This is a genomic window from Amylibacter marinus, assembly GCF_030160015.1.
Taxonomy (GTDB): Bacteria; Pseudomonadota; Alphaproteobacteria; order Rhodobacterales; family Rhodobacteraceae; genus Amylibacter; species Amylibacter marinus.
Window position 1 is genome coordinate 372045 of the sequence record NZ_BSNN01000002.1, and the last position, 20689, is coordinate 392733.

Genomic DNA, 20689 nt, shown 5'->3' on the forward strand with positions numbered 1-20689 from the left:
TTTACACCGTCAAAGTTTTGCCAACGGCGCGGATCAAGAAGATCGCCACGATGTTAGCGAGGATAATTGCAAAGACCCCACCCGCAGAGGCGACACCAACATCAAAGGCTTGTTGGGATTGGATGTAGATCAGGTATGTCAGGTTGGTTGATTGAACACCTGGCCCACCGGATGTGGTCACAAAAATCTCTGCGAAAATCGACAGGTGGAAGATCATCTGGATCAGGATCACAATAGAGATGGGACGCGCCATGTGGGGCAGGGTCAGGTTATAGAACTGAGACCAGAAGCCAGCGCCGTCCAATGTGGCGGCCTCTTTTTGCTCTTGGTCTTGGGATTGTAGCGAAGTCATAAAGATCAGGATCGCAAAGGGTGTCCATTGCCAGCTGACCATCAGAATGATCGAGAACAGCGGCATATCCTGTAGCCATTCAATGGGTTGCCAGCCCATGGCATTCCACATGGCGGCAAACAGGCCGGTGGTTGGGTCCATCATCATGTTTTTCCAGACCAATGCCGAAACCGTAGGCATTATAAAAAACGGCGAGATCAGCATCACGCGGACAATGCCGCGCCCCCTAAATGGGCGATCAATCAGAACCGATATTGCCAGCCCAAGCACCACCGTGATTATCAATACGGACCCAACCAGCACCAGCGTGTTCATCAGGGCGGGGAAAAAGGCGGCATCGGTCCAGAAGAAGCGGTAGTTTTCCAGCCCGATGAATCCCTCGCGCTCTGGGTACAATAGGTTATAGCGGATTGTTGAGAAATAGAGCGTCATTGAAAGTGGTACAATCATCCACAAAAGCAGAAGAATGATGCTGGGGGCCTGTAACAATCTGACCAAAGTTCTGTTCATGAGGAGGATCCTTGCAATTGTAGGTTTGGATACATGCACTGTGGCGCAGGGGCTACCATGGGTGATTGGCTGGGCGCATGTGTCTTCGAAGGGGCGCAAAAGCGCCCCTGCGGGGAGGTTACTTGTAGTAACCGCCTTTTTTCATTTCGCGATCAGCGGCTGTCTGTGCATTTGCCAGCGCTTCTTCTACTGAAATGTCACCGGCAAGGGCCGCAGTCATTTGTTGACCTACTGCGGTACCGATTGCTTGGAACTCTGGGATCGCTGCGAATTGAACACCAACATAGGGTGTTTCATCCTGCGTAGAGTTTGCAGGGTTAGCAGACATGATCGCCTTTAGCTCTGCATCGGCAAATTTCGCGGCGGCCGTGAAGTTTGCGTTGGCATAGGTGGATGCACGTGTACCTGTTGGAACAGATCCCCAGCCATTGGTGGCCGCAACCAGTTCGATATAGTCTTTAGATGTTGCCCATTCTAGGAACTTCACCGCATCGTCTTTTTGCTTGGTACCAGCCGGAATTGCCAATGACCATGCCCACAACCAGTTTGCGCCACGGTTTGTAACCGCTACGGGGGACTGTGCGAATGCGATGTCATCTGCAACCTTTGATTGTGCAGGATCAGACACGAAAGATGCCGCGATTGTGGCATCAATCCACATGCCGCATTTGCCTTCGTTGATCAGAGCCAAGATCTCGTTGAAGCTGTTACCAGATGAGCCTGGAGGGCCATAGTTGTTCAGTAGATCAACATAGAAGTTAACCGCATGGTTCCATGCTGGGCTATCCAGATCAGGTGTCCAGTCGTCGTTGAACCATTTGGCCCCAAAAGAGTTGGCCATAGTTGACAAGAACGCCATGTTGTCGCCCCAGCCTGGCTTGCCGCGCAAACAGATGCCGTAAACGCCATTGTCTTTGTCCGTCATTGCAGCCGCTGCATCCTGTACATGGCCCCATGTTGGGTTATCTGGCATGGTCATGCCCGCGGCGTCTAGAAGGTCTTTACGATACATGATCATAGAAGACTCGCCGTAGAACGGTGCCGCATATAGGTTGCCGTCGTGTGACAGGCCACCGCGCATGGCTGGTAGGATATCGTCTACGTCATATGCATCAGAGAAGGCCAATGATTCCAGCCAGCCGCGTGAACCCCAGATAGGCGCTTCGTACATGCCGATGGTCATGATATCGAATTGGCCGCCCTTAGTCGTGATATCGGTTGTGACGCGTGAACGTAATGTGCCCTCGTCTAGGGTAACCCACTTAACAGTTATTCCTGGGTTTGCTTTTTCAAACTCGGGTGTCAGTTTTTGCATTTCAATCATGTGACCGTTGTTCACAGTCGCAATAGTAAGCTCGCCAGCATTTGCAACCAAAGCCGTTGAAAGACCCAATGCAATGCCAAGCGCTGTTTTCTTCAATGTTTTCATAATTCCTCCCAGAATTGTGGTTGATATATAAAACCGTCCCTTATCTGACCTCAGAAAATGGAGGTCGTGCTAGTATAATTAAACTGACATCCTATACTTTTTTGCCAATAATTTGCTAAATTAACCAATGTTATGTGTAAAAAGTATATTCAAAGTGTTCATAAAAGCAACTTGGGCTATTAAAAACGGGGTATTTTATCAGAGGTAAGATAATCCGAATGTGAAGCGCATTCTAGAATTCGGTCACAGGCAGGTGGATTCCAAGAAATTTATGACGAAAAAGTTTTTATTCTGGTGTTTTTACAGTAGAGAAGCCTGACTCTGTTAATATTAAGGAATACTAAAATGAATATGGTGAAAATCGTGGCCGTGCCTATGCATCCAGAGGGACGCAAGTTTGTGGCCATATTTGCGGCGATCTCTGTTTTATTATCCTTAGTTTGGCAACCGTTGTTCTGGATCGGGGCAGGGGCCACGGTGTGGTGTTATTATTTTTTCCGCAACCCTGTGCGCTCGGTTCCCCAAAAACCCGGGCTGGTGATTTCACCTGCTGACGGGGTGGTTTCCCTGATCACAGAGGTGGTGCCGCCGATAGGGTTAGAGATTGGGGATCAACCCGTTGTGAGGGTGTCGGTGTTTATGAATGTGTTTAATTGCCATGTGAACCGCGCGCCGTTGCCGGGCACCATCACCAAGATCGTTTATCATAAGGGTAAGTTTGTGAATGCATCGTTGGACAAGGCCAGCGAATTTAACGAGCGTAATGAATTGGCGATCAAGACCGAGGCGGGGGATAAAATTGGTGTGGTGCAGATTGCCGGGTTGGTTGCACGCCGTATTGTATGTTTTGCGGCCGAGGGTGATAAAATTGGGGCCGGAGAGCGTTTCGGTTTGATCCGATTTGGCAGCCGATTGGATATCTATCTGCCTCTTGGGGTTCAGCCTCAGGTCAGTGTGGGGCAGACGGCCGTGGCGGGCGAGACTATTTTGGCGGATTTGACTGTGCCCAGCCAAGATTGGCGCGGAAAAGACATATGAGCCAGAAGCCGCGGGGCGAAAGAATCGTCAAAATTCGCCATATGATCCCCAATATGGTCACGATTTTTTCGATCTGTGCGGGGTTAACGGCCCTGCGCATGGGGATTGAGGGCAATGTTGAAAAGGCGCTGTATCTGATAATGTTGGCGGTGTTCTTGGATGCTGCGGATGGAAAATTGGCCCGTATGTTGAAATCCAGCAGTGATATCGGGGCCGAGCTGGATACATTGGCGGATTTTTTCAATTTTGGCATTGTGCCCGGAATTTTGGTTTATACTGTCGTTTTTGATGGCACCGAGCAGGCCAATTTGGGCTGGTTTACGGTATTAACAATGGCGGCCGCCTGTGCGTTACGATTGGCGCGATTTAACGTAACGTCGGATGACGCGGAGGATATGAGCACCGAGCGAAACTATTTTGTAGGGGTGCCTGCACCTGCCTTTGCCTCGCTAAGTTTGATGCCGATATTTCTACAGTTGTTAAACGCAGATTGGGTGTTCTCGCCGCACTTGGTCAGCATTTATTTGCTGCTGATGGCCGCATTGGCGATCAGCCGCATACCGACATATTCTATCAAACATGCCAGTGTGAAATCAAAGCATGTGGCGCTGTTGTTGTTTGGCTCAACATTGGTGATGATGAGCCTGTTGGTGTTTACGTGGCAAACCTTTGTGGTGGCTAATGTATTGTATTTACTGTCATTGCCGCTTTCGGTTCGCTGTTATCGTCGCCAGAACGCCGGCTAGGGATCTCGGCTCGGTAGCACCCAATCAGCGCGCGGGAAGTGGCACGTATAGCCATTCGGGTTTCGCTGTAGATAATTTTGGTGTTCGGGTTCTGCTACCCAGAAATCGCCAACGGGTTCGACCTCGGTTACCACCTTGTCCGGCCATAGGCCCGAGGCATCCACATCCTTGATTGTGTTGATGGCCTCTTGGTGTTGGTCTTGGTTTTCAAAATAAATGGCAGAGCGATAAGAGGCGCCGCGGTCGTTGCCTTGGCGCATTGGTGTCGTCGGGTCATGGATTTGAAAGAACAGCTCTAAGATTTGGCGATAGGTAACAATGCCGGGATCAAAGAGGATCTCGATTGCCTCGGCATGGGTGCCATGATTTTGATAGGTTGCATTGGGGACATCGCCGCCAGAATAGCCCACGCGGGTTGATAGCACGCCCGCGCGTTTACGAATAAGATCCTGCATCCCCCAAAAGCAACCACCGGCTAGAACAGCGCGCTCTTGCATCATATATCCTCGACTTGGTCGATGAATGCACCATAACCTTCGGCATCCATGTCTTCGCGAGCGATAAAGCGCAGAGAGGCAGAATTAATGCAATAGCGCAGGCCGCCGCGATCTTCTGGGCCATCGGTGAAAACATGCCCCAAGTGGCTATCGCCATCCTTCGAGCGTACCTCTACGCGTTGGCGTCCCAATGAATTATCCTCGTGTTCTGTCACGTGTTCAGAGATGAGGGGCTTGGTGAAGCTGGGCCAGCCGCACCCGGAATCGTATTTATCGGAAGATGCGAACAGCGGCTCTCCTGAAACGATATCAACATAGATGCCGACTTGTTTATTGTCATTCAACGCACCGCTGAAGGGGGCCTCGGTTCCGCTTTCTTGGGTGATGTGATATTGTTCGGGTGTTAGCTTATCAATGGCGTCTTGGGTTTTTTTGTAGGTCATGTGTTGTGCTCCGCAATTTTTCAAAAGATTAGGCGTAGAGCGCGACTAGTTCCATAGGAAAATTAGGTATAATGGAAACGGGGGTTCACATTTATGTTCATCGGGGATTAGTGGGTGATAATATCGGTGTTTGTTGCGGGGCGGCGATTTGTGGCTGGCCTGTCGGTTCTATTTGATCCAGAGACTTCGGCACCCATTTTCAGAGTGCGGGCAACCTCGCAGTTACGTTTTGTCGGGTTGACGTGTGTGATTTGGATGCGGCGCAGATCTGGCTGCGCCGCATAACTTGTTTCAGGACTAGTTTTGACGGATGGCTTCCAAATCAATGACAACGTTGATCTTCGGGCCCAGGCCAAAATCCACCAAGCTGTTTATTCCGAAATCTGTACCGTCAATTTGTGTGGTTGCGGAGAAGCCGGTTTTGATTGTCGATGGATCCCAGGGCAGGGCGAATTCAGCGTTCCATGTGACATCTAGCGCGACCTCTCGTGTCACCCCAACCATGCTCATGTCGCCATAAACGATACCCGTGCGCTCACCTGTTTTTTCAATGCGGGTGCTGTCAAAGGTGATCTGGGGGAACTCTATGGAATTTAGGAAATCCGCACCAGCCATGTCACGATCTCGTTGCTTTGAATTGGTATCTAGGCTGGCCGCCTCTAGGATTACCGAGACCGAGCTTTGGGTCACGTCTTCTTGGTCAAAGTTGATTTCACCTGATACTGTGCGGAACATACCGCGCGCGTTTGCCCAGCCTGCGTGATTGACGCTAAAGGTGACCCAAGTATGGTCTTCGTGCACAAGATAGCGCTCTTTTGCGGTGGCCATTGTGCTGGCAGAAATCAAGATTGCGGCAAGCGCTGATTTTGAAAGAAAGTTCATTGTAGTCTCCTGAGTGGGTTAAAAGTGAGAGAAGGCGATGAGAATTGCACCGGTTGCGGGAATGGCGGAAATGGCGCAAGAAACAAGAGTTGTGAGTAGGGCGGGGCGCATTGGCAGCAGATAGGCGGCGCCAAGAGGCGAGATCAATGTAATGAGCAGCAAGCAATAGGCTGCGGGATGTAGGTTGGTAGCAAAGCTTGCAAGCATGACGCCGAGCACGCCAAAATTGGTCAGGAAAATCCAAGCGGTATCAGTCGGGATTTTGAAGATTGGTTTTCGAGAGCCAAATACAAGCCCTAGAAAAGGTATAAGTAAGAGCCCCCCTAGAAGGGCGGCATGTGCGATACCCAACTGCGCTAGGCCGAGATATCCGCTCAGCAACCCGACAAGACCTGTGGATAACAGCGTCACAAATAGCCCTGCTGGCCACAGAAAGCTGTCTTTGTCGCTGCGATCTGCGAAGGCGACACCTGTTGGCACGATTGCAAAGGTGAGACCTGACATCAAAATCGGCCCCAACGGAAGCCCAAAGGCGAACCGGCGCCAGTTCAGAAAGAAAAAGGCGGTTAGGATGATCAGGCCTGTTAGCAAAATGCGTCTGTATGGAGGCAGGTTCTGGGCCACGGGGGCGAGGATACAAATCAGCAATAGCAAATAGATGATTTTATGTTTTGAGGAAATCGGTGGGAACGCTGGCAGGCCCAAATGTATCACAGCGACCAATAGGAGGCCGATTGCGATCAATGTGCTATGGCGTGATATGCGCGGTGAAAACCCAAGGACGGCGAACAAACCTATGCCAAGACATAGCGGGGGGAGTATCAAGCTTACAATCATCATGCAGACCTTTGAATGTCTCTAAGTTGCGATTGTTTATTGCAATACATAATCTATGTTTTGTCTAATAGAGGGGTTGATGGTGAATGATTATCAATGATATGTAGCTAATCATGGATCGTATTGATTTAATGAGCACCTATGTCGCAGTCGCAAATGCGGGGTCATTTACAGGGGCGGCGCACCGTCTCGGCATGACACCGCAATTGGTCAGCAAATACGTGCGCGCCCTTGAGGATCAGTTGGATGCGCAGTTGTTTATTCGATCTACGCGCAGCGTACGATTGACGCAAACTGGTGCTGCTTATCTTGAAAAATGCACCCAGCTATTAGAAGATTTCGATGAGTTGGCCGCGGCGGTACGCAATGATCACAGAGCCCCCCAAGGGCATTTAACGATCGCGGCCCCCACGACTTATGGCGAGATATTCTTGGCTGATGCGCTTGCTGACTTTGCGCAGACATATCCGAAGGTGCAGATTGATCTGCGATTGTCAGATCGCTATGCTAGCCTCTTGGATGACGGGATCGATGTGGCAATTCGCATCGGTCAATTAGAAGATTCTAGCTTTGTTGCCAGCAAATTATCCCAAACCCGTCTGACCTATTGCGCAAGCCCCCATTATATTGCAACCCAAGGTGCACCGCAAAAACCTAAGGACCTGTTAGATCATAGTTGTATCATTGATAGTAATTTCCGACCTGGAGCGAGCTGGCCATTTTCCGGGCAGCAGGGCGCACTACGCATCGACGTCGACGGGCGTTTGCGGGCTAATAGTGCAAGTGTTGCGCGCCGATTTGCTCTGAAGGATTGCGGTATTCTGCTTAGTCCCGAATATGTGATAGCCGATGATCTGAAAACCGGGCGGCTGGTGCCTGTTTTGGAGCGGTATTGGCCCGAAACGCTCGGTATTTTCGCAGTTTACCTTGAAAACCGCCATCTTTCCGCAAAGGTTCGGGTATTTGTGGATTTTATGCGCTCTAGGCTAAGGTAGCTCATTAGCAACAAATTGTTGATAGAGTTGGTATTTTTTTCAGAATTATAACGCATTGCTCTTTGCATTATCCTACCTCAATCACATGAGCAGGAGATTGGATATGTTGGTAAATGGCAAATGGGAAGCGGAATGGCAGCCGGTTCAGGGGACAGATCAACAGGGGCGTTTTGTTCGGCAAACCTCGATGTTTCGAGATTGGATTACACCAGATGGTCGGCCGGGCCCCGAGGGGCAGTCTGCCTTACAGGCTGAAGCGGGCCGATACCATCTGATTGTTGCCTATATTTGCCCCTGGGCCTCGCGGGCCTTGATGGCTCGTGCCTTGAAGGGCCTCGCGCAGGTCATCTCCATTTCAGTTGTGGATCCACGGCTATCTGATCAGGGGTGGACATTCGGTGACTTCCCCGGATCGAACCCAAGCGATGAGTTGATCGGTGCAAGCTATATGCATGATTTCTACACGCAGAGTGATCCGCATGTGTCTGGCCGAGCGACCGTTCCCGTTCTGTGGGATAAAAAGACCAACCGCATCGTAAACAATGAAAGTGCTGACATCCTTCGGATTTTGAATTCGGGATTTGGCACGCTTGCGGATACCAGTGTTGATCTGTATCCAGAAGCATTACGCGCAAAGATTGTAGCGCTGAACTCCGAACTCTATGACACATTAAACAATGGCGTTTACAAAGCAGGATTTGCCAGCAGTCAATTTGCCTATAACGAGGCGAATGATCAGATATTTGCAATGCTGGATCATCTCGAAGAACGGCTGTCTGACGGGCGACAATTCTTATTGGGTAACGTGATCACTGAGCCTGATATCAGGGCTTTTGTTACTTTGATCCGTTTCGATGCCGCCTATGTTGGGTTGTTTAAGACCAACCGGTATCGGATTGTTGACTATCCGAATTTACAGCAGTTTCTAAAAACGGTGTTGGACATTCCTGGAATACGCGAGACTGTACGGATGGATCATATCAAAGCGGGCTATTATTCGATCAAGTCTCTGAATCCAAACGGTATAGTGCCAACTGGGCCGGACTTGTCGGGCCTGGGTTTTTAATCATGCAATCTGCTCTTTTTCTACCTCATGGTGCGCCCGATCTTGCTCTGAGCGATATACCCGGCACGTGGTTCCTACGGGGATTGTTCAAAAATCGGCCCATTCCCAAGGGCATTGTCATTATTTCAGCTCATTGGGAAACCTCTGATCTGACGCTGACCACGGCGCCTAAACTGGATACGATCCACGACTTTGGCGGGTTTTCTTCTGCCCTTAATCGGCTGCAATATCCCGCCAAAACCGCGCCTTGGTTGATTGACGCAACCAAGAGCGCGCTGAGCAAGGGCACGTTTGCTGTCAGAGATGATCCGCGACGCGGGTTGGATCACGGGGCGTGGATTCCCCTGATGCTCTCGCGTCCCAGTGCCGACATTCCCGTTGTACAACTGTCGCTGCCAACAGGTCATAGCCCGCAGGATTTGTTCCTGATTGGTCGCGCGCTGGCAACCTTGGCCGTCCAAGACATTCTGGTCATCGGTTCCGGAGCAACCGTTCACAACCTGTACAAGTTAGCCCCTGAAGGCACTCCGGCGCCCCAATTTGCAATGGATTTTGACGATTGGCTTGAACGTGTTTTTCTCGCTCGGGACTGGTCGAGCTTGTTTCACTTTCATTCTCTTGAAAGTGGCCGGTTTTCACATCCAACATCCGAACATCTTCTGCCTCTTATCTTGGTTGCAGGGATCTGTGATGCGCGCCCGGGGCTAGAAATGCGCAACCTGCACAGAAGCTACAGTTACGGTTCAATCGGCATGGCCGCATGGGAGGTGAGTGATGCCTCTTGAGGCTGTGTAGTTGTCTGGAAATACCGTGAGTGAGGGGCGGGGTAAAGTGATACCAGATAGCGCGCAAAGTCTATTTAGGGGAAGGGACCGGCTTTGGGCCGCGCAAGTCAGTTTGAATTTCGAGTGTGGTTTAGTGAGCCTGCGAAAACTAGGTATCGGAAAACGATATGGAAGTGAATTCCATTAACTGGGCACCATAATATCGGCGTAACTATGTGGCCTGATTGCTAAGCATTGTGGGTAACGGCAAGTATGCTGCCAAACCGACCTTAGGAACTAATTTTATTTCGTTCGTGAAGCTTGCTTTTAAGCCCGCTTGGATAGAGTTCCAAATCTCCACGATCCAATTGGTCTATATCATACCAGCGGGCAGTGCACTTTTCACCGTTGTCTTCAAAGTACTCTATGGTATCATCTTGCTCATAGGCGTCGGTTGGGAATGACACATCGGATACGAATGTGATTTCATGTCCGACGACCCCTTGGTGCGTGTAAATGTTCTCTAGAACTAATGGCGCACCGATTGCTTCAACCCTAACACCGAGTTCTTCGTCGAATTCTCGCACAAGCGCCTCACGCCATGTCTCACCGAACTCTAGTCTGCCGCCGAGAGGTCTAACTCCTTTTACAGTCCCGTCATCAAGATAAATCTCGCTCGCGAGCAACAAGCCTTTTCGCCAGACAAGGCCCAGAGCTTTTACTTGTATGTTTTGTTGTGGTCTCCAGACAGTCATCGTTCACACTTACCACGATAAGCCTCAGTGTCTAGGTAGGTCAGGGCTGTTTTCGAGCCTTTTGATAGTCGTCTATCGGGGCATTGATTTCTAGCAGATTGTAGTTGTTATTTTTTGGGTCGTGTTCATGTCGTATGACAACATCTAACGTTTCCAGTTGGCTGAGATCTATAAAAGCTTACCCCTCGTTCAACAGGTTTAGGCCCATTTGACTGAAGACATATATTAGAAAGCTGTTGTCGACTGAGCATCTAGTGAAAAATTGGGGCAGGGAACGAGAAACTTGGTATAGGCTTTGCTGTCAGGAGACGCCAAGTTTTTAGGTTTGTAAAAAATTGATATTTATCTGTGATTTGCGCGGATCAATGTACCGAAGGAAGTTATCGAGTCTCAAAGAAGGAGTCTTAGGAATATAGAGTATGTATATGACCAGATTTCGGTATGTATAGTTCTTATAATTGATATTATGTTAATTTAGTAAATTGTAGACTTCATGTGATAGCCAGTATAAATCATATATATCAAGACCCTAAAGGTTACAGCTCATTTTCCGATAATCCTCTTGATGCTGAAGTGGTATAAAGGGCTGTGATCATGTTCTTTTAATACCCAGCACAGACATCACTATTGATCGATGCGAAACATTGTAATCTGGATAGCATAGAGAAATACGATCAACGGGCAACTTAGTGAGCAAAATGTCTGTAACATCAACTGTTGCGTAATGATGGTAACTATTGTAGTTGCGTGATGTAACCACATCAATTCATTCCACCTCAGGCCATGCCAAAGTGTCGATCTAAAAATCTAGGAAGCACCAGCCTGCGCGGCCGTCGCCGCAGTGGTGATCCAATGCAGGCCTATGATGCCTTGCCTGGCCCACTACGCCAATGGCTCTCACAGGCGGCTCTGCCATGGTCACCTGTCTCAGCCAAGCGCATCTGGAACCGTGTTCGCGCCGAAGGACACAGCGTAGAAGCCGCGCTGGAAACTCTGAGGCGTGCAGAAGGCAAAACACTGTCCCGTGACAAATACTCCATCAGCAATCAAACAAAATGTTAGAACCTTGATTAGCCGCCGCGCTGGTGTATTTGAGGTTCGACTAATGAGCCATTATGCGAACAACTCGTGGCAGAGGGTCAGCGCATCTACCAATTTATCCACCTCTTCCATCGTGTTATAAAGACCAAAGGAAGCGCGGCAGGTGGCATTTACGCCAAGATGCTGCATCAAGGGTTGCGCACAGTGGTGCCCTGCCCGTACGGCTATGCCGCGTTGATCTACCACGGTGGATATATCATGCGGATGCCCGTGGCCCTCGATGGTCAAAGAAAAGATCGCGCCTTTGTCCACGGTGGTGCCTTGGACATTTAGCCAATTCAAAGCGCCGAGGCGCTCTGTTGCATAATCGCGCAGAGCGTTTTCATGGGCATGAATGTTTTCAATTCCTAGATCTGTGATGAAATCAAGGGCCGCACCAAAGCCGATGGTTTGAACAATTCCGGGGGTTCCTGCCTCGAATTTATGTACACCGCCGTTATAGCAGACCGTGTCGCGGGTCACCTCTTTGATCATATCACCACCGCCGATAAACGGGATCATTTCCTCTTGGCGTTCTCGCTTAACATAGATGGCGCCAGAGCCGGTTGGACCATACAGTTTGTGCCCGGTGATCGCAAAAAAATCTGCGCCGATGTCGGCCACATCCACCGGCATATGTACCGCAGATTGCGATCCATCAACCAAAACCGCAATTCCCTTGGCCTTGGCGCCGGTACAAATCGTTTTTACGTCGACAACAGAGCCCAAAACATTAGACATTTGCGTAATGGCTATCAATTTGGTTTTATCCGTGATGGCGTTCAGCACCGCCTGTGCATCTAGGTGGCCTGTTTCATCGGGTTCTACCCATTTCAGCACCACGCCCAGACGCTCGCGTAGGAAATGCCACGGCACGATATTGGCGTGGTGTTCCATAACACTTAGGATGATTTCATCACCGGCTTGCATGCGCGGGGCGGCCCATGCGTAAGACACCATGTTGATGCCCTCGGTGGTGCCCGAATTGATCAGGATTTCATCGGCGTGTTTTGCCCCAATGAAGCGTTGTATTTTGCCGCGAACGGCCTCGTAATTTTCAGTGGCAAGGTTTGATAGTGTGTGTAGCCCCCTGTGAACATTAGAATATTCTTGGCTGTAGGCCTGTGTGATGGCATCTATCACCACCTGTGGTTTCTGGGCTGATGCGCCATTGTCTAGATAGACCAATGGCTTATTATTGACCTGCCGACCAAGAATTGGGAACTCTTTGCGGATTTCATTTACATCATACATTGGGGTATTCCACTTCGATTAAACAGCTGATCCACTGCCAGAAAAATACCATTGCCGTCACAATGGCGCCGAAAACGCGCATCTCGGGGATAAACACCGACAGAGCAGAGCTGAGCAACAACAATGGCACCGCCACCAATCCCGCCCAAAACAGCGCACGACGCGCCGCAACATAGCTGCCCTGCCCGCCAAACCGTGCCAGTATCCAGTGGCTTATGCCCGCGATCCCATACATCAACAGCGGCATCATGAAGACGCTGGCGATGAATTGTGCGCCTGCCAGTGCCGAAAGTTCCAGATCTTGTACAATCGCGCGCTGTGCCAAGGCAGGCAAGAGCGACACAAAGCTGAGAAATCCATAGCACAGTGCAAAAAACAGTGTTTGGGGCTCTTCTATACCCGCCTGAATTTGCCTGCGCATCGCGCGTTTTGGCGATGCATAGGCCCCTGTGATATCGGAAACTACGGCCATGGCCCCTACCGGCGCTCCATCCATGCGCCCAGGCGGGTTTCGATTTCGCCACGCAGGGCCTCATCGGCGATCTCGTCCAGTGCCTCGCCAAGAAACGCCAGCGTTAGCATATCTTGGGCCTGTTTGTGCGGCACACCGCGAGAGCCTAGGTAGAATAAGGCATCCTCGTCAATTGCGCCAACAGTTGAGCCATGTGAGCAAGCCACATCATCGGCATAAATCTCTAGTTCTGGTTTCGCTAGGAAATTGCTATCGTCATCCAACAGCAGGCCTTGGGAAATCTGGTAACCATCGGTTTTCTGGGCATCTGGTTGCACCAGAATTTTGCCCTGAAAGACCCCGGTAGCGCCATTGCGCAGAACCTTTTTAAACACCTGACGGCTTTCGCAATTTACGGCGTCATGGGTGATGAATACCGTGTCATCATGATGAAAGCTGGCGCCATCACCAGCGCAGGCACCTGCAACGGTGGCTTGGGTGTCGTCTCCCAGCAGCTCTAGCACCACCTCGTTGCGCGTCAGCACCCCATTAACGGTTAGGGTGAAGCTGTTGAACAAGCTTTCGGTTCCAAGGCGTGCAAACATGTGGGTGACGGTTTTACGTTCGTGATCGCGACCTTGCGAGCGCACGTGGTGAAACGCACCTTTGTCTGCCACATCAACTTCTAGCACCGAGTTGAAACGGGCCGCTCCGGCGCCACTTTCTAGCACTGTGAGGCTTGCGCCTTTTTCAACCTTGATCAGATGACGTACCAATGCATCCGATGTTTCGCTGGCATGGACGTAGCGGATAGCAAGCGGTTTAGGGCAAGTGCCGGTGACGCGGATCACCAAACCTTGGGTCGCAAGGGCGGTATTTAGCGCCGCCAAGGGACGCTCGACGGGGTCTTGGCCGGCGGCCTCTAGGGTGCCAAACAGCTCTTTGGCCCAGTGGATGTCTGTGGCGGCCACATCGGCCAATGTTTCGATGCTACAGCCCGCCAATGCCAGATCATCAGATTGATCCGCATCAAACACGCCATCAACGAAGGTGATCTTTACGCGATCAATTTCATCGAACATGATAGGTGCATCGGTGGAAAAGAGATCAGCATCCGCCGTGGGGATCGCCGTAAGCGCCGATGGGTCGGTGTATTTCCAATATTCGTCGCGCTTATGCGGGGCACCCATGGCGGCGAAGGATGCGCGGGCCTTGGCACGGGCATCATTCATCCAAGCCGCGCCAGAGGGTTGGGCGTAGGCCGCCAGCAATGCGGCACCTTGGTCTAGTTTAGGTTGCGCAACCATTTATCCAACCTCTGCCAAGATATCGGCGTAGCCGTTGTTTTCGACCTCTAGGGCCAATTCTGGGCCACCGGTTTTTACAATGCGGCCATTGGCCATGATGTGCACCACATCAGGTTTGATGTGATCCAGCAGGCGCTGGTAGTGGGTGATCACAAGGAACGAGCGTTTGCCATCGCGCAGGGCATTCACGCCCTCGGCCACCAATTTCATCGCATCCACGTCTAGGCCAGAATCTGTCTCGTCTAGCACGCACATCTTTGGCTCTAGCATGGCCATCTGTAGGATTTCATTGCGTTTTTTCTCGCCGCCAGAAAAGCCAACATTCACAGGGCGCTTTAGCATATCCGCATCGATTTTCAGGGTTTTCGCCTTTTCGCGCACCACTTTTAGGAACTCGCCTGCTGATAGCTCTTCTTCGCCGCGTGCCTTGCGCTGTGCGTTAACGGCTGTGCGCAGGAAGGTCATGTTGCCAACGCCTGGGATTTCCACAGGGTATTGAAACGCAAGGAAAAGGCCAGCGGCGGCGCGCTCGTCTGGTTCCATATCCAACAGCTCTTGGCCGTTCAATGTGGCAGAACCTTCGGTGACCTCGTAGCCATCCTTGCCAGCCAACACATAGGACGTGGTTGATTTACCAGATCCATTGGGGCCCATAATGGCGTGCACTTCGCCCTCGCCGATTTCAAGGTCTACACCCTTTAGGATTTGTTTATTTTCTTCTTCAAGTCCAACTTGGAGGTTTTTAATATTTAGCATTCGTAGTGTCCTATTTAACTGTGACGGCTGTGCCTGTGGCAGAAACCATTAACATTGATTTGCCGACGACTTCGTATTTCAAATCGATACCGACAACAGCGTTGGCGCCCAAATTTGTGGCGCGCTCTTCTAATTCTTGTAACGCGGCATTGCGGGCGTCGTTTAATTTGGCCTCATAGGCGCGCGAACGGCCGCCAAAGAAATCTGTGAGCGATGCAAGAACGTCGCGCACGACATTTGCTCCCATGATGACTTCGCCAGCGATAACACCGTGATATTTCTCGATTGTCGCGCCCTCGACGGAGAGTGTGGTTGTGATGATCATAATGCCCCCCCGTCAAAACAGGAACCATCATTGAAATTGCAACCGTAATGAACTTCAACACCTGGAACGAGCATCCAGTAATCCCCCGGGATGCGCACCATGCCATGATCGGAACCCCCCAAAAGTGTTGTAATCAGCGCTACTATGGCGATACTAAGCGTAAATTTTCTACCCAACTGATCCCTCCAAACTAATAGCTACCAAGGCCTGTGCTTCCATAGCGAATTCCATTGGCAAGGCTTGAAGCACATCTTTGCAGAACCCGTTGACCACCAAGGCCACCGCCTCTTCTTCATCCATGCCGCGTTGGCGACAGTAGAACAATTGTTCGTCATCTACCTTGGATGTGGTTGCCTCGTGCTCTACGCGGGCGGAATTGTTTTTCACCTCGATATAGGGCACGGTATGGGCGCCACATTTATCGCCGATTAGCAAGCTGTCGCATTGGGTGTAGTTGCGGGCATCCTTGGCCTTTTTATGCATGGAAACCAAGCCGCGATAGGTGTTTTGCGCCTTGCCTGCGGAAATACCTTTGGACACGATGCGTGATTTGGTGTTCTTGCCCAAATGGATCATCTTGGTGCCTGTATCGGCCTGTTGATAGTTATTGGCGATGGCGATCGAGTAGAATTCGCCCTGTGAATCATCGCCGCGCAGGATGCAGGATGGGTATTTCCATGTAACCGCAGAGCCGGTTTCGACCTGTGTCCACATCACCTTGGCGCGATCGCCGCGGCAATCGGCCCGTTTAGTGACGAAGTTATAGATGCCGCCCTTGCCGTTTTCATCGCCTGGGAACCAGTTTTGAACGGTCGAGTATTTGATCTCGGCATCCTCTTGGATCACCAATTCTACCACCGCTGCGTGCAATTGCGCCACATCGCGTTGCGGTGCGGTACAGCCCTCTAGGTAGGAAACATGCGAGCCTTTTTCGGCCACGATTAATGTGCGCTCGAACTGGCCTGTGTTTTCTGCATTGATGCGGAAATAGGTCGATAGTTCCATCGGGCATTTCACGCCTTCTGGGATGTAGACGAAGGACCCATCGGAGAATACCGCTGAGTTTAGCGTTGCGTAGTAGTTATCCGATTGTGGAACCACGGTGCCCAAGTATTTGCGTACCAAATCTGGGTGCTCTTTTACCGCCTCGGAAATAGACATGAAGATCACGCCCGCTTTCTTCAGCTCTTCTTGGAATGTGGTGCCTACGGATACGCTGTCAAATACCGCATCAACGGCGACCTTGCGTTCGCCTTCGGGGGCCTCGACACCGGCCAATAGGGCCTGCTCTTTCAAGGGGATGCCCAGTTTTGCATAGGTTTCCAGCAGCTTTGGGTCTACGTCATCTAGGGACTTTGGTTTTTCCTCGGCCATGGATTTTGGGCGGGCATAGTAATAGATATCTTGGAAATCGATTTTGGGGTAGTCGACCATGGCCCAATCGGGCTCTTCCATTTGCAACCAGCGCTCAAAAGCCGCAAGGCGCCATTCCAGCATCCATTCCGGCTCTTCGTTACGTTCTGAAATCAGGCGCACGATATCTTCGTTTATACCTTTGGGGGCATATTCGATTTCGATATCTGTCTCGAAACCATATTTATAGGTGCCGCTAAGGGATTTTACCGCTTCTACGGTTTCTTCTTCTACGCCATCCTTGGCAATCATTTCGCTCATATCTTTCCCCTTAGGCCGCCTTGGCCGCAAATTTTTGGTAGGCTCTGATCCATGCATCCGCAAAGCGCATCACCTCGTCTGTTGTTGTTGTCGGGCCAATAGACATACGAACAGCGCTGGCGGCTGTAATGTCATTAAAGCCCATGGCCTTCAAGACCTTTGATGTTTTCACTTTGCCTGATGAGCAGGCAGAGCCCGCACTAATGGCAAAACCGGCCAGATCCATTAGCATTACTTGGGTTTCGCCCTTCCATCCTGGGGTGGCAAAACAGCTGGTATTGCCAAGGCGCGCGGCCCCCTGCCCGATGATCTGTACCTCTGGAACTGCATCTTGGATACGGGCCTCGAATTGATCGCGCAGTTCTGCGATTGGTTCCCAGATGCCGTCATTGACATCGCGCGTTGCCGCGCGGGCTGCCGCGCCAAAACCCGCAATACCAATTACATTTTCGGTTCCTGAGCGTCGACCCTGTTCCTGACCTCCGCCCTTGATCAGGCGGCGGGTTTCCAGGCCTGGCTTTACATATAGTGCACCAATCCCTTTAGGGCCGCCGATTTTATGGGCCGAGGATAGGGCGAAATCAGCACCGCTGCGATCGAGTGAAAAATTGGATTTCCCCAGCGCCTGCACCGCATCCACCACCACCAAGGCAGGATGATCCGCGCCCCAGATTTTCTGTGCAATTGGCATCAGATTTTGCATCACCCCAGTTTCGCTATTGGCGGCCTGCATGATCACCACATCTTGGGCCAATGCATCGCTGATATCTGTGCCATTTATTTGGCCGGTCAGGATGCCATTGTGATCTACATCCAAATTTGCCGAAAGCGCCGCATCCAGTACCCATGCAGATAGCGCATCATGTTCTATATCTGATGCAGCGATACTGGCATTTTCAGGCAGAGCCATGGCCGCGGCCTCGGTCGCGGAGCCTGCAAATACGATATCATTGCGCCCACAGCCAAACAGCGCGGCCACGTCCTCGCGGGCCTGTTCTACGATTTGGGTAGCGGCGCGGCCCTCATAATGCACGCTAGAGGGGTTCCCCAGCACATCCATGGCGGCGATCATTGCATCGCGGGCCTCTGGGCGCAGTGGTGTGGTGGCGTTCCAATCTAGATAGCTGCGGGTCATTTTTCGTCCACCACTTGGAACAGGCTGGGCACCGCGGGGCACGGCGCGATTTGGTTTTCGATCAGGTCTGACAGGCGCGCGGAATGCAGAAACACATAGACCTGAGCGGAGAGGCTTTCCCATAGACGATTGCTAAGAGATTGCGCACGTGTGCCAGAGGAGGCCCCAGATGCGCCCGCCCCTTTGGATAGGGCATTCATGTCTTCGTCTACGGCCCCGAGTATATCGGATACGCGAATGGAATCGGGAGATCGGGCCAATTTATACCCGCCCCCTGGCCCGCGTACGGAGGATACGATTTCTGCGCGGCGCAACTTTAGGAACAGCTGTTCTAGATAATTTAGCGAAATATCTTGGCGTGCAGAGATTTCCCCCAGAGAGACCAAGCCTTTTTCGCCCTCGATGGTTAAATCCACCAGCGCAATCATCGCATATCTGCCTTTTGTGCTGAGTTTCATGGCCTTGCTTTCCCGAAGTTGTTGACGAAACCCGCCCAAAACCTTAATCACCAAGGTTAGTGCGGGGAAATCGTTCCTCAATTTAGAACCATTCTAAAGTTACCGAGCAAATTCGTCAAGAAACGAAATTTGCGAATTGCTTTATAAAAAGAAGAGCACAGAAAAATGCCCGAAGTTATATTTCCCGGTCCAGATGGTCGATTAGAAGGCCGCTATCACCCCCAGAAAACCAAGGATGCGCCGATTGCCATTATCTTGCATCCGCACCCGCAATTTGGTGGCACGATGAACAACAAGGTTGTCTACAACCTGCATTACGCCTTTTATAACATGGGCTTTACGGTTCTGCGGTTTAACTTTCGCGGTGTGGGGCGCTCGCAAGGGGAATATGATCAGGGCATTGGCGAATTATCTGATGCGGCATCCGCGCTGGACTATTTGCAGGCCATGAACCCCAACGCCAAACATTGCTGGGTGGCTGGATTTGGATTTGGGGCATGGATCGGCATGCAATTGCTGATGCGCCGCCCAGAGATTTCGGGCTTTATTTCTGCGGCTCCACCAGCAAATACATATGACTTTAGCTTCCTTGCGCCCTGCCCGTCTTCTGGATTGATCATCAACGGATCATCTGATCGTGTGGTTCCGCCCAGTGATGTAGAAGGTTTGGTTGGTAAATTGCACGAGCAAAAGGGCATAACCATCACCCACGAGGTGATCGAAGGTGCGGGTCATTTCTTTGAAAATGATCATATGGACACAATGATTGGGTCAGTGGATGAATATGTACGCCGCCGCCTGACGGAAACATCACGTTAGAGAAAACGTTTATAGCGGCGGGCTGATTTGGCCCCCGCATATCGGCGTGGGGCATCCTGTGGTGCTGGGGGCAGAGGTTGGCAACCCGTTCACCACCCGCGCAGCTAAGAAGCCAAAGGCCTGTGCCTCGAACATATCCCCATCAAAGCCAACCGCCTCGACCGCATCCACAGAACCTGTCAGCATTTGCCTAAGGGCGGTCATGATTGTAGTATTTTTGCGCCCGCCACCACAGACCAACCAGCGGCTGGGATCTTCGGCAAAATACATCTGCGCGGCATAGGCGCTGCTGGTGGCGATGGCCGTTAGGGTGGCGGCGCCATCGGCGCTATTCAGATCTGACACCACGTCTTGGATATCAGCAAAATCGTTTCTATCCAGTGACTTGGGTGGCTTAGTTTCGAAATACGGATGCTTGAAAAACTGTTCTAGGGCGGCGGTGTTAACCTGTCCGCTTGCGGCCAAGCCCCCGTCTTTATCAAATTCAACCGACAGGCGCTGCGCGACAAAATCATTGATCGGGGCATTTGCTGGGCCGGTATCAAAGGCCAGTATCGCGCCCGCGCTATCAGGGTTAGGCTTGCTGGGGTCAATCCACGACACATTGCCAACCCCGCCAAGGTTTAGGAATGCAATGGGTGTGCGCAGGCCCAAGGTTTTGGCACAGGCAAAGTGAAAGAACGGGGCCAACGGCGCGCCCTGCCCGCCTGCGGCGACATCCTCGCTGCGAAAATCCCAGACCACCCTGCGCCCAGTGGCATGTGCCAGGGCTGCGCCATCGCCCAGCTGAAATGTGCGCCCTTGTTTTGGATCGTGGTTCAGTGTCTGGCCATGAAACCCGATGATATCCGCATCGGGAAAATGGGCAATCACCTCTATATGCGCCTTGTGAATGATTTCTTGGGCTTGGTCAAATCCGCCACCTTCTGGCCATTTTCCCAATTGCCCGTGCAGAACTGCGCGCTCTTGATCGGAATATGGGCGATAGTATCCGCCCTCGAACCCAAGGATTTTTTGCCCATCTGTGATGCACACAGCACCATCAACCCCATCCAAAGAGGTGCCAGACATAAGACCAAGGGCGCGATAAATCTGATTTTGTGACATGGTGCTTTT

23 protein-coding genes are annotated in these 20689 nt (G+C 51.3%); 7 read left to right on the forward strand and 16 right to left on the reverse strand.

Features of this window, described 5'->3' with window-relative positions; all coding sequences use genetic code 11:
- Position 1: 1 nt before the first annotated feature.
- A complete protein-coding gene (locus QQL62_RS02675) occupies positions 2-862 on the reverse strand; it encodes a carbohydrate ABC transporter permease (RefSeq protein ID WP_284375934.1) in 861 nt (286 codons plus the stop codon).
- A gap of 118 nt (positions 863-980) precedes the next feature.
- Positions 981-2291, reverse strand: coding sequence for an ABC transporter substrate-binding protein (locus QQL62_RS02680; protein ID WP_284375938.1), 1311 nt, complete (start codon positions 2289-2291; stop codon positions 981-983).
- A 345-nt stretch (positions 2292-2636) separates the two neighbouring features.
- On the opposite strand from QQL62_RS02680, the gene QQL62_RS02685 reads away from it, so the two are divergent.
- Both QQL62_RS02685 and QQL62_RS02690 read left to right on the forward strand, forming a co-directional pair.
- Positions 2637-3329 (forward strand): phosphatidylserine decarboxylase, encoded by a 693-nt coding sequence (locus QQL62_RS02685; protein ID WP_284375940.1) that lies wholly within the window; start codon positions 2637-2639, stop codon positions 3327-3329.
- Positions 3326-4075 carry a CDP-alcohol phosphatidyltransferase family protein gene (locus QQL62_RS02690; RefSeq protein WP_284375941.1) on the forward strand — a complete coding sequence of 250 codons (750 nt, stop codon included), beginning with the start codon at positions 3326-3328 and terminating at the stop codon, positions 4073-4075. The genes QQL62_RS02685 and QQL62_RS02690 overlap by 4 nt, the downstream gene beginning before the upstream one ends.
- Here the strand turns inward: QQL62_RS02690 and msrA are convergent.
- From msrA to QQL62_RS02710, 4 genes are all read right to left on the reverse strand, one after another.
- Positions 4072-4575, reverse strand: coding sequence for a peptide-methionine (S)-S-oxide reductase MsrA (msrA, locus tag QQL62_RS02695; protein WP_284375943.1), 504 nt, complete (start codon positions 4573-4575; stop codon positions 4072-4074). The genes QQL62_RS02690 and msrA overlap by 4 nt on opposite strands.
- Entirely contained in the window at positions 4572-5015 is a 444-nt protein-coding gene (msrB, locus tag QQL62_RS02700; RefSeq protein ID WP_284375946.1) for a peptide-methionine (R)-S-oxide reductase MsrB, read from the reverse strand. The genes msrA and msrB overlap by 4 nt, the downstream gene beginning before the upstream one ends.
- A gap of 297 nt (positions 5016-5312) precedes the next feature.
- The gene (locus QQL62_RS02705; protein WP_284375948.1) at positions 5313-5897 is read right to left on the reverse strand and encodes a YceI family protein; all 585 of its coding nucleotides are present in this window, start codon (positions 5895-5897) and stop codon (positions 5313-5315) included.
- Positions 5898-5915: 18 nt separating this feature from the next.
- A complete protein-coding gene (locus QQL62_RS02710) occupies positions 5916-6521 on the reverse strand; it encodes a hypothetical protein (protein ID WP_284375950.1) in 606 nt (201 codons plus the stop codon).
- Between the two features lie 326 nt (positions 6522-6847).
- Between QQL62_RS02710 and QQL62_RS02715 the strand changes: the two genes are divergently transcribed.
- From QQL62_RS02715 to QQL62_RS02725, 3 genes are all read left to right on the forward strand, one after another.
- A complete protein-coding gene (locus QQL62_RS02715; protein WP_284375952.1) occupies positions 6848-7729 on the forward strand; it encodes a LysR family transcriptional regulator in 882 nt (293 codons plus the stop codon).
- Positions 7730-7832: 103 nt separating this feature from the next.
- The gene (locus tag QQL62_RS02720; RefSeq protein WP_284375956.1) at positions 7833-8795 is read left to right on the forward strand and encodes a glutathione S-transferase family protein; all 963 of its coding nucleotides are present in this window, start codon (positions 7833-7835) and stop codon (positions 8793-8795) included.
- 2 nt (positions 8796-8797) lie between these two features.
- The gene (locus tag QQL62_RS02725) at positions 8798-9580 is read left to right on the forward strand and encodes a dioxygenase family protein (protein WP_284375958.1); all 783 of its coding nucleotides are present in this window, start codon (positions 8798-8800) and stop codon (positions 9578-9580) included.
- A gap of 269 nt (positions 9581-9849) precedes the next feature.
- Here the strand turns inward: QQL62_RS02725 and QQL62_RS02730 are convergent, their stop codons facing one another.
- Entirely contained in the window at positions 9850-10314 is a 465-nt protein-coding gene (locus QQL62_RS02730) for an NUDIX hydrolase (RefSeq protein WP_284375960.1), read from the reverse strand.
- 783 nt (positions 10315-11097) lie between these two features.
- Between QQL62_RS02730 and QQL62_RS02735 the strand changes: the two genes are divergently transcribed.
- The gene (locus QQL62_RS02735; protein WP_284375962.1) at positions 11098-11376 is read left to right on the forward strand and encodes a DUF6525 family protein; all 279 of its coding nucleotides are present in this window, start codon (positions 11098-11100) and stop codon (positions 11374-11376) included.
- Positions 11377-11427: 51 nt separating this feature from the next.
- Here QQL62_RS02735 and QQL62_RS02740 read toward each other — a convergent pair whose 3' ends face one another.
- The 8 genes from QQL62_RS02740 to iscR form a co-directional block, all read right to left on the reverse strand.
- On the reverse strand, positions 11428-12648 hold the full coding sequence (locus QQL62_RS02740) for a cysteine desulfurase (RefSeq protein WP_284375964.1): 1221 nt from the start codon (positions 12646-12648) through the stop codon (positions 11428-11430).
- Complete coding sequence (locus QQL62_RS02745) at positions 12641-13120, reverse strand: YIP1 family protein (protein ID WP_284375967.1); 480 nt, start codon at positions 13118-13120, stop codon at positions 12641-12643. The genes QQL62_RS02740 and QQL62_RS02745 overlap by 8 nt, the downstream gene beginning before the upstream one ends.
- A gap of 5 nt (positions 13121-13125) precedes the next feature.
- Positions 13126-14406, reverse strand: coding sequence for a SufB/SufD family protein (locus QQL62_RS02750; RefSeq protein WP_284375969.1), 1281 nt, complete (start codon positions 14404-14406; stop codon positions 13126-13128).
- Complete coding sequence (gene sufC / locus QQL62_RS02755) at positions 14407-15162, reverse strand: Fe-S cluster assembly ATPase SufC (RefSeq protein WP_284375972.1); 756 nt, start codon at positions 15160-15162, stop codon at positions 14407-14409.
- Between the two features lie 10 nt (positions 15163-15172).
- Complete coding sequence (locus tag QQL62_RS02760; RefSeq protein WP_284375974.1) at positions 15173-15487, reverse strand: YbjQ family protein; 315 nt, start codon at positions 15485-15487, stop codon at positions 15173-15175.
- A 168-nt stretch (positions 15488-15655) separates the two neighbouring features.
- Entirely contained in the window at positions 15656-17161 is a 1506-nt protein-coding gene (sufB, locus tag QQL62_RS02765; RefSeq protein WP_284375976.1) for a Fe-S cluster assembly protein SufB, read from the reverse strand.
- A gap of 10 nt (positions 17162-17171) precedes the next feature.
- Positions 17172-18296 (reverse strand): cysteine desulfurase family protein, encoded by a 1125-nt coding sequence (locus QQL62_RS02770; RefSeq protein WP_284375977.1) that lies wholly within the window; start codon positions 18294-18296, stop codon positions 17172-17174.
- Positions 18293-18754, reverse strand: coding sequence for a Fe-S cluster assembly transcriptional regulator IscR (iscR, locus tag QQL62_RS02775; protein ID WP_284375978.1), 462 nt, complete (start codon positions 18752-18754; stop codon positions 18293-18295). The genes QQL62_RS02770 and iscR overlap by 4 nt, the downstream gene beginning before the upstream one ends.
- 165 nt (positions 18755-18919) lie before the next feature.
- Between iscR and QQL62_RS02780 the strand changes: the two genes are divergently transcribed.
- Positions 18920-19573 carry an alpha/beta hydrolase gene (locus QQL62_RS02780; protein WP_284375979.1) on the forward strand — a complete coding sequence of 218 codons (654 nt, stop codon included), beginning with the start codon at positions 18920-18922 and terminating at the stop codon, positions 19571-19573.
- 9 nt (positions 19574-19582) lie between these two features.
- Here the strand turns inward: QQL62_RS02780 and QQL62_RS02785 are convergent, their stop codons facing one another.
- Positions 19583-20680: an anhydro-N-acetylmuramic acid kinase gene (locus QQL62_RS02785; RefSeq protein ID WP_284375980.1), complete on the reverse strand. Its 1098-nt coding sequence runs from the start codon at positions 20678-20680 to the stop codon at positions 19583-19585.
- Between the last annotated feature and the right edge of the window lie 9 nt (positions 20681-20689).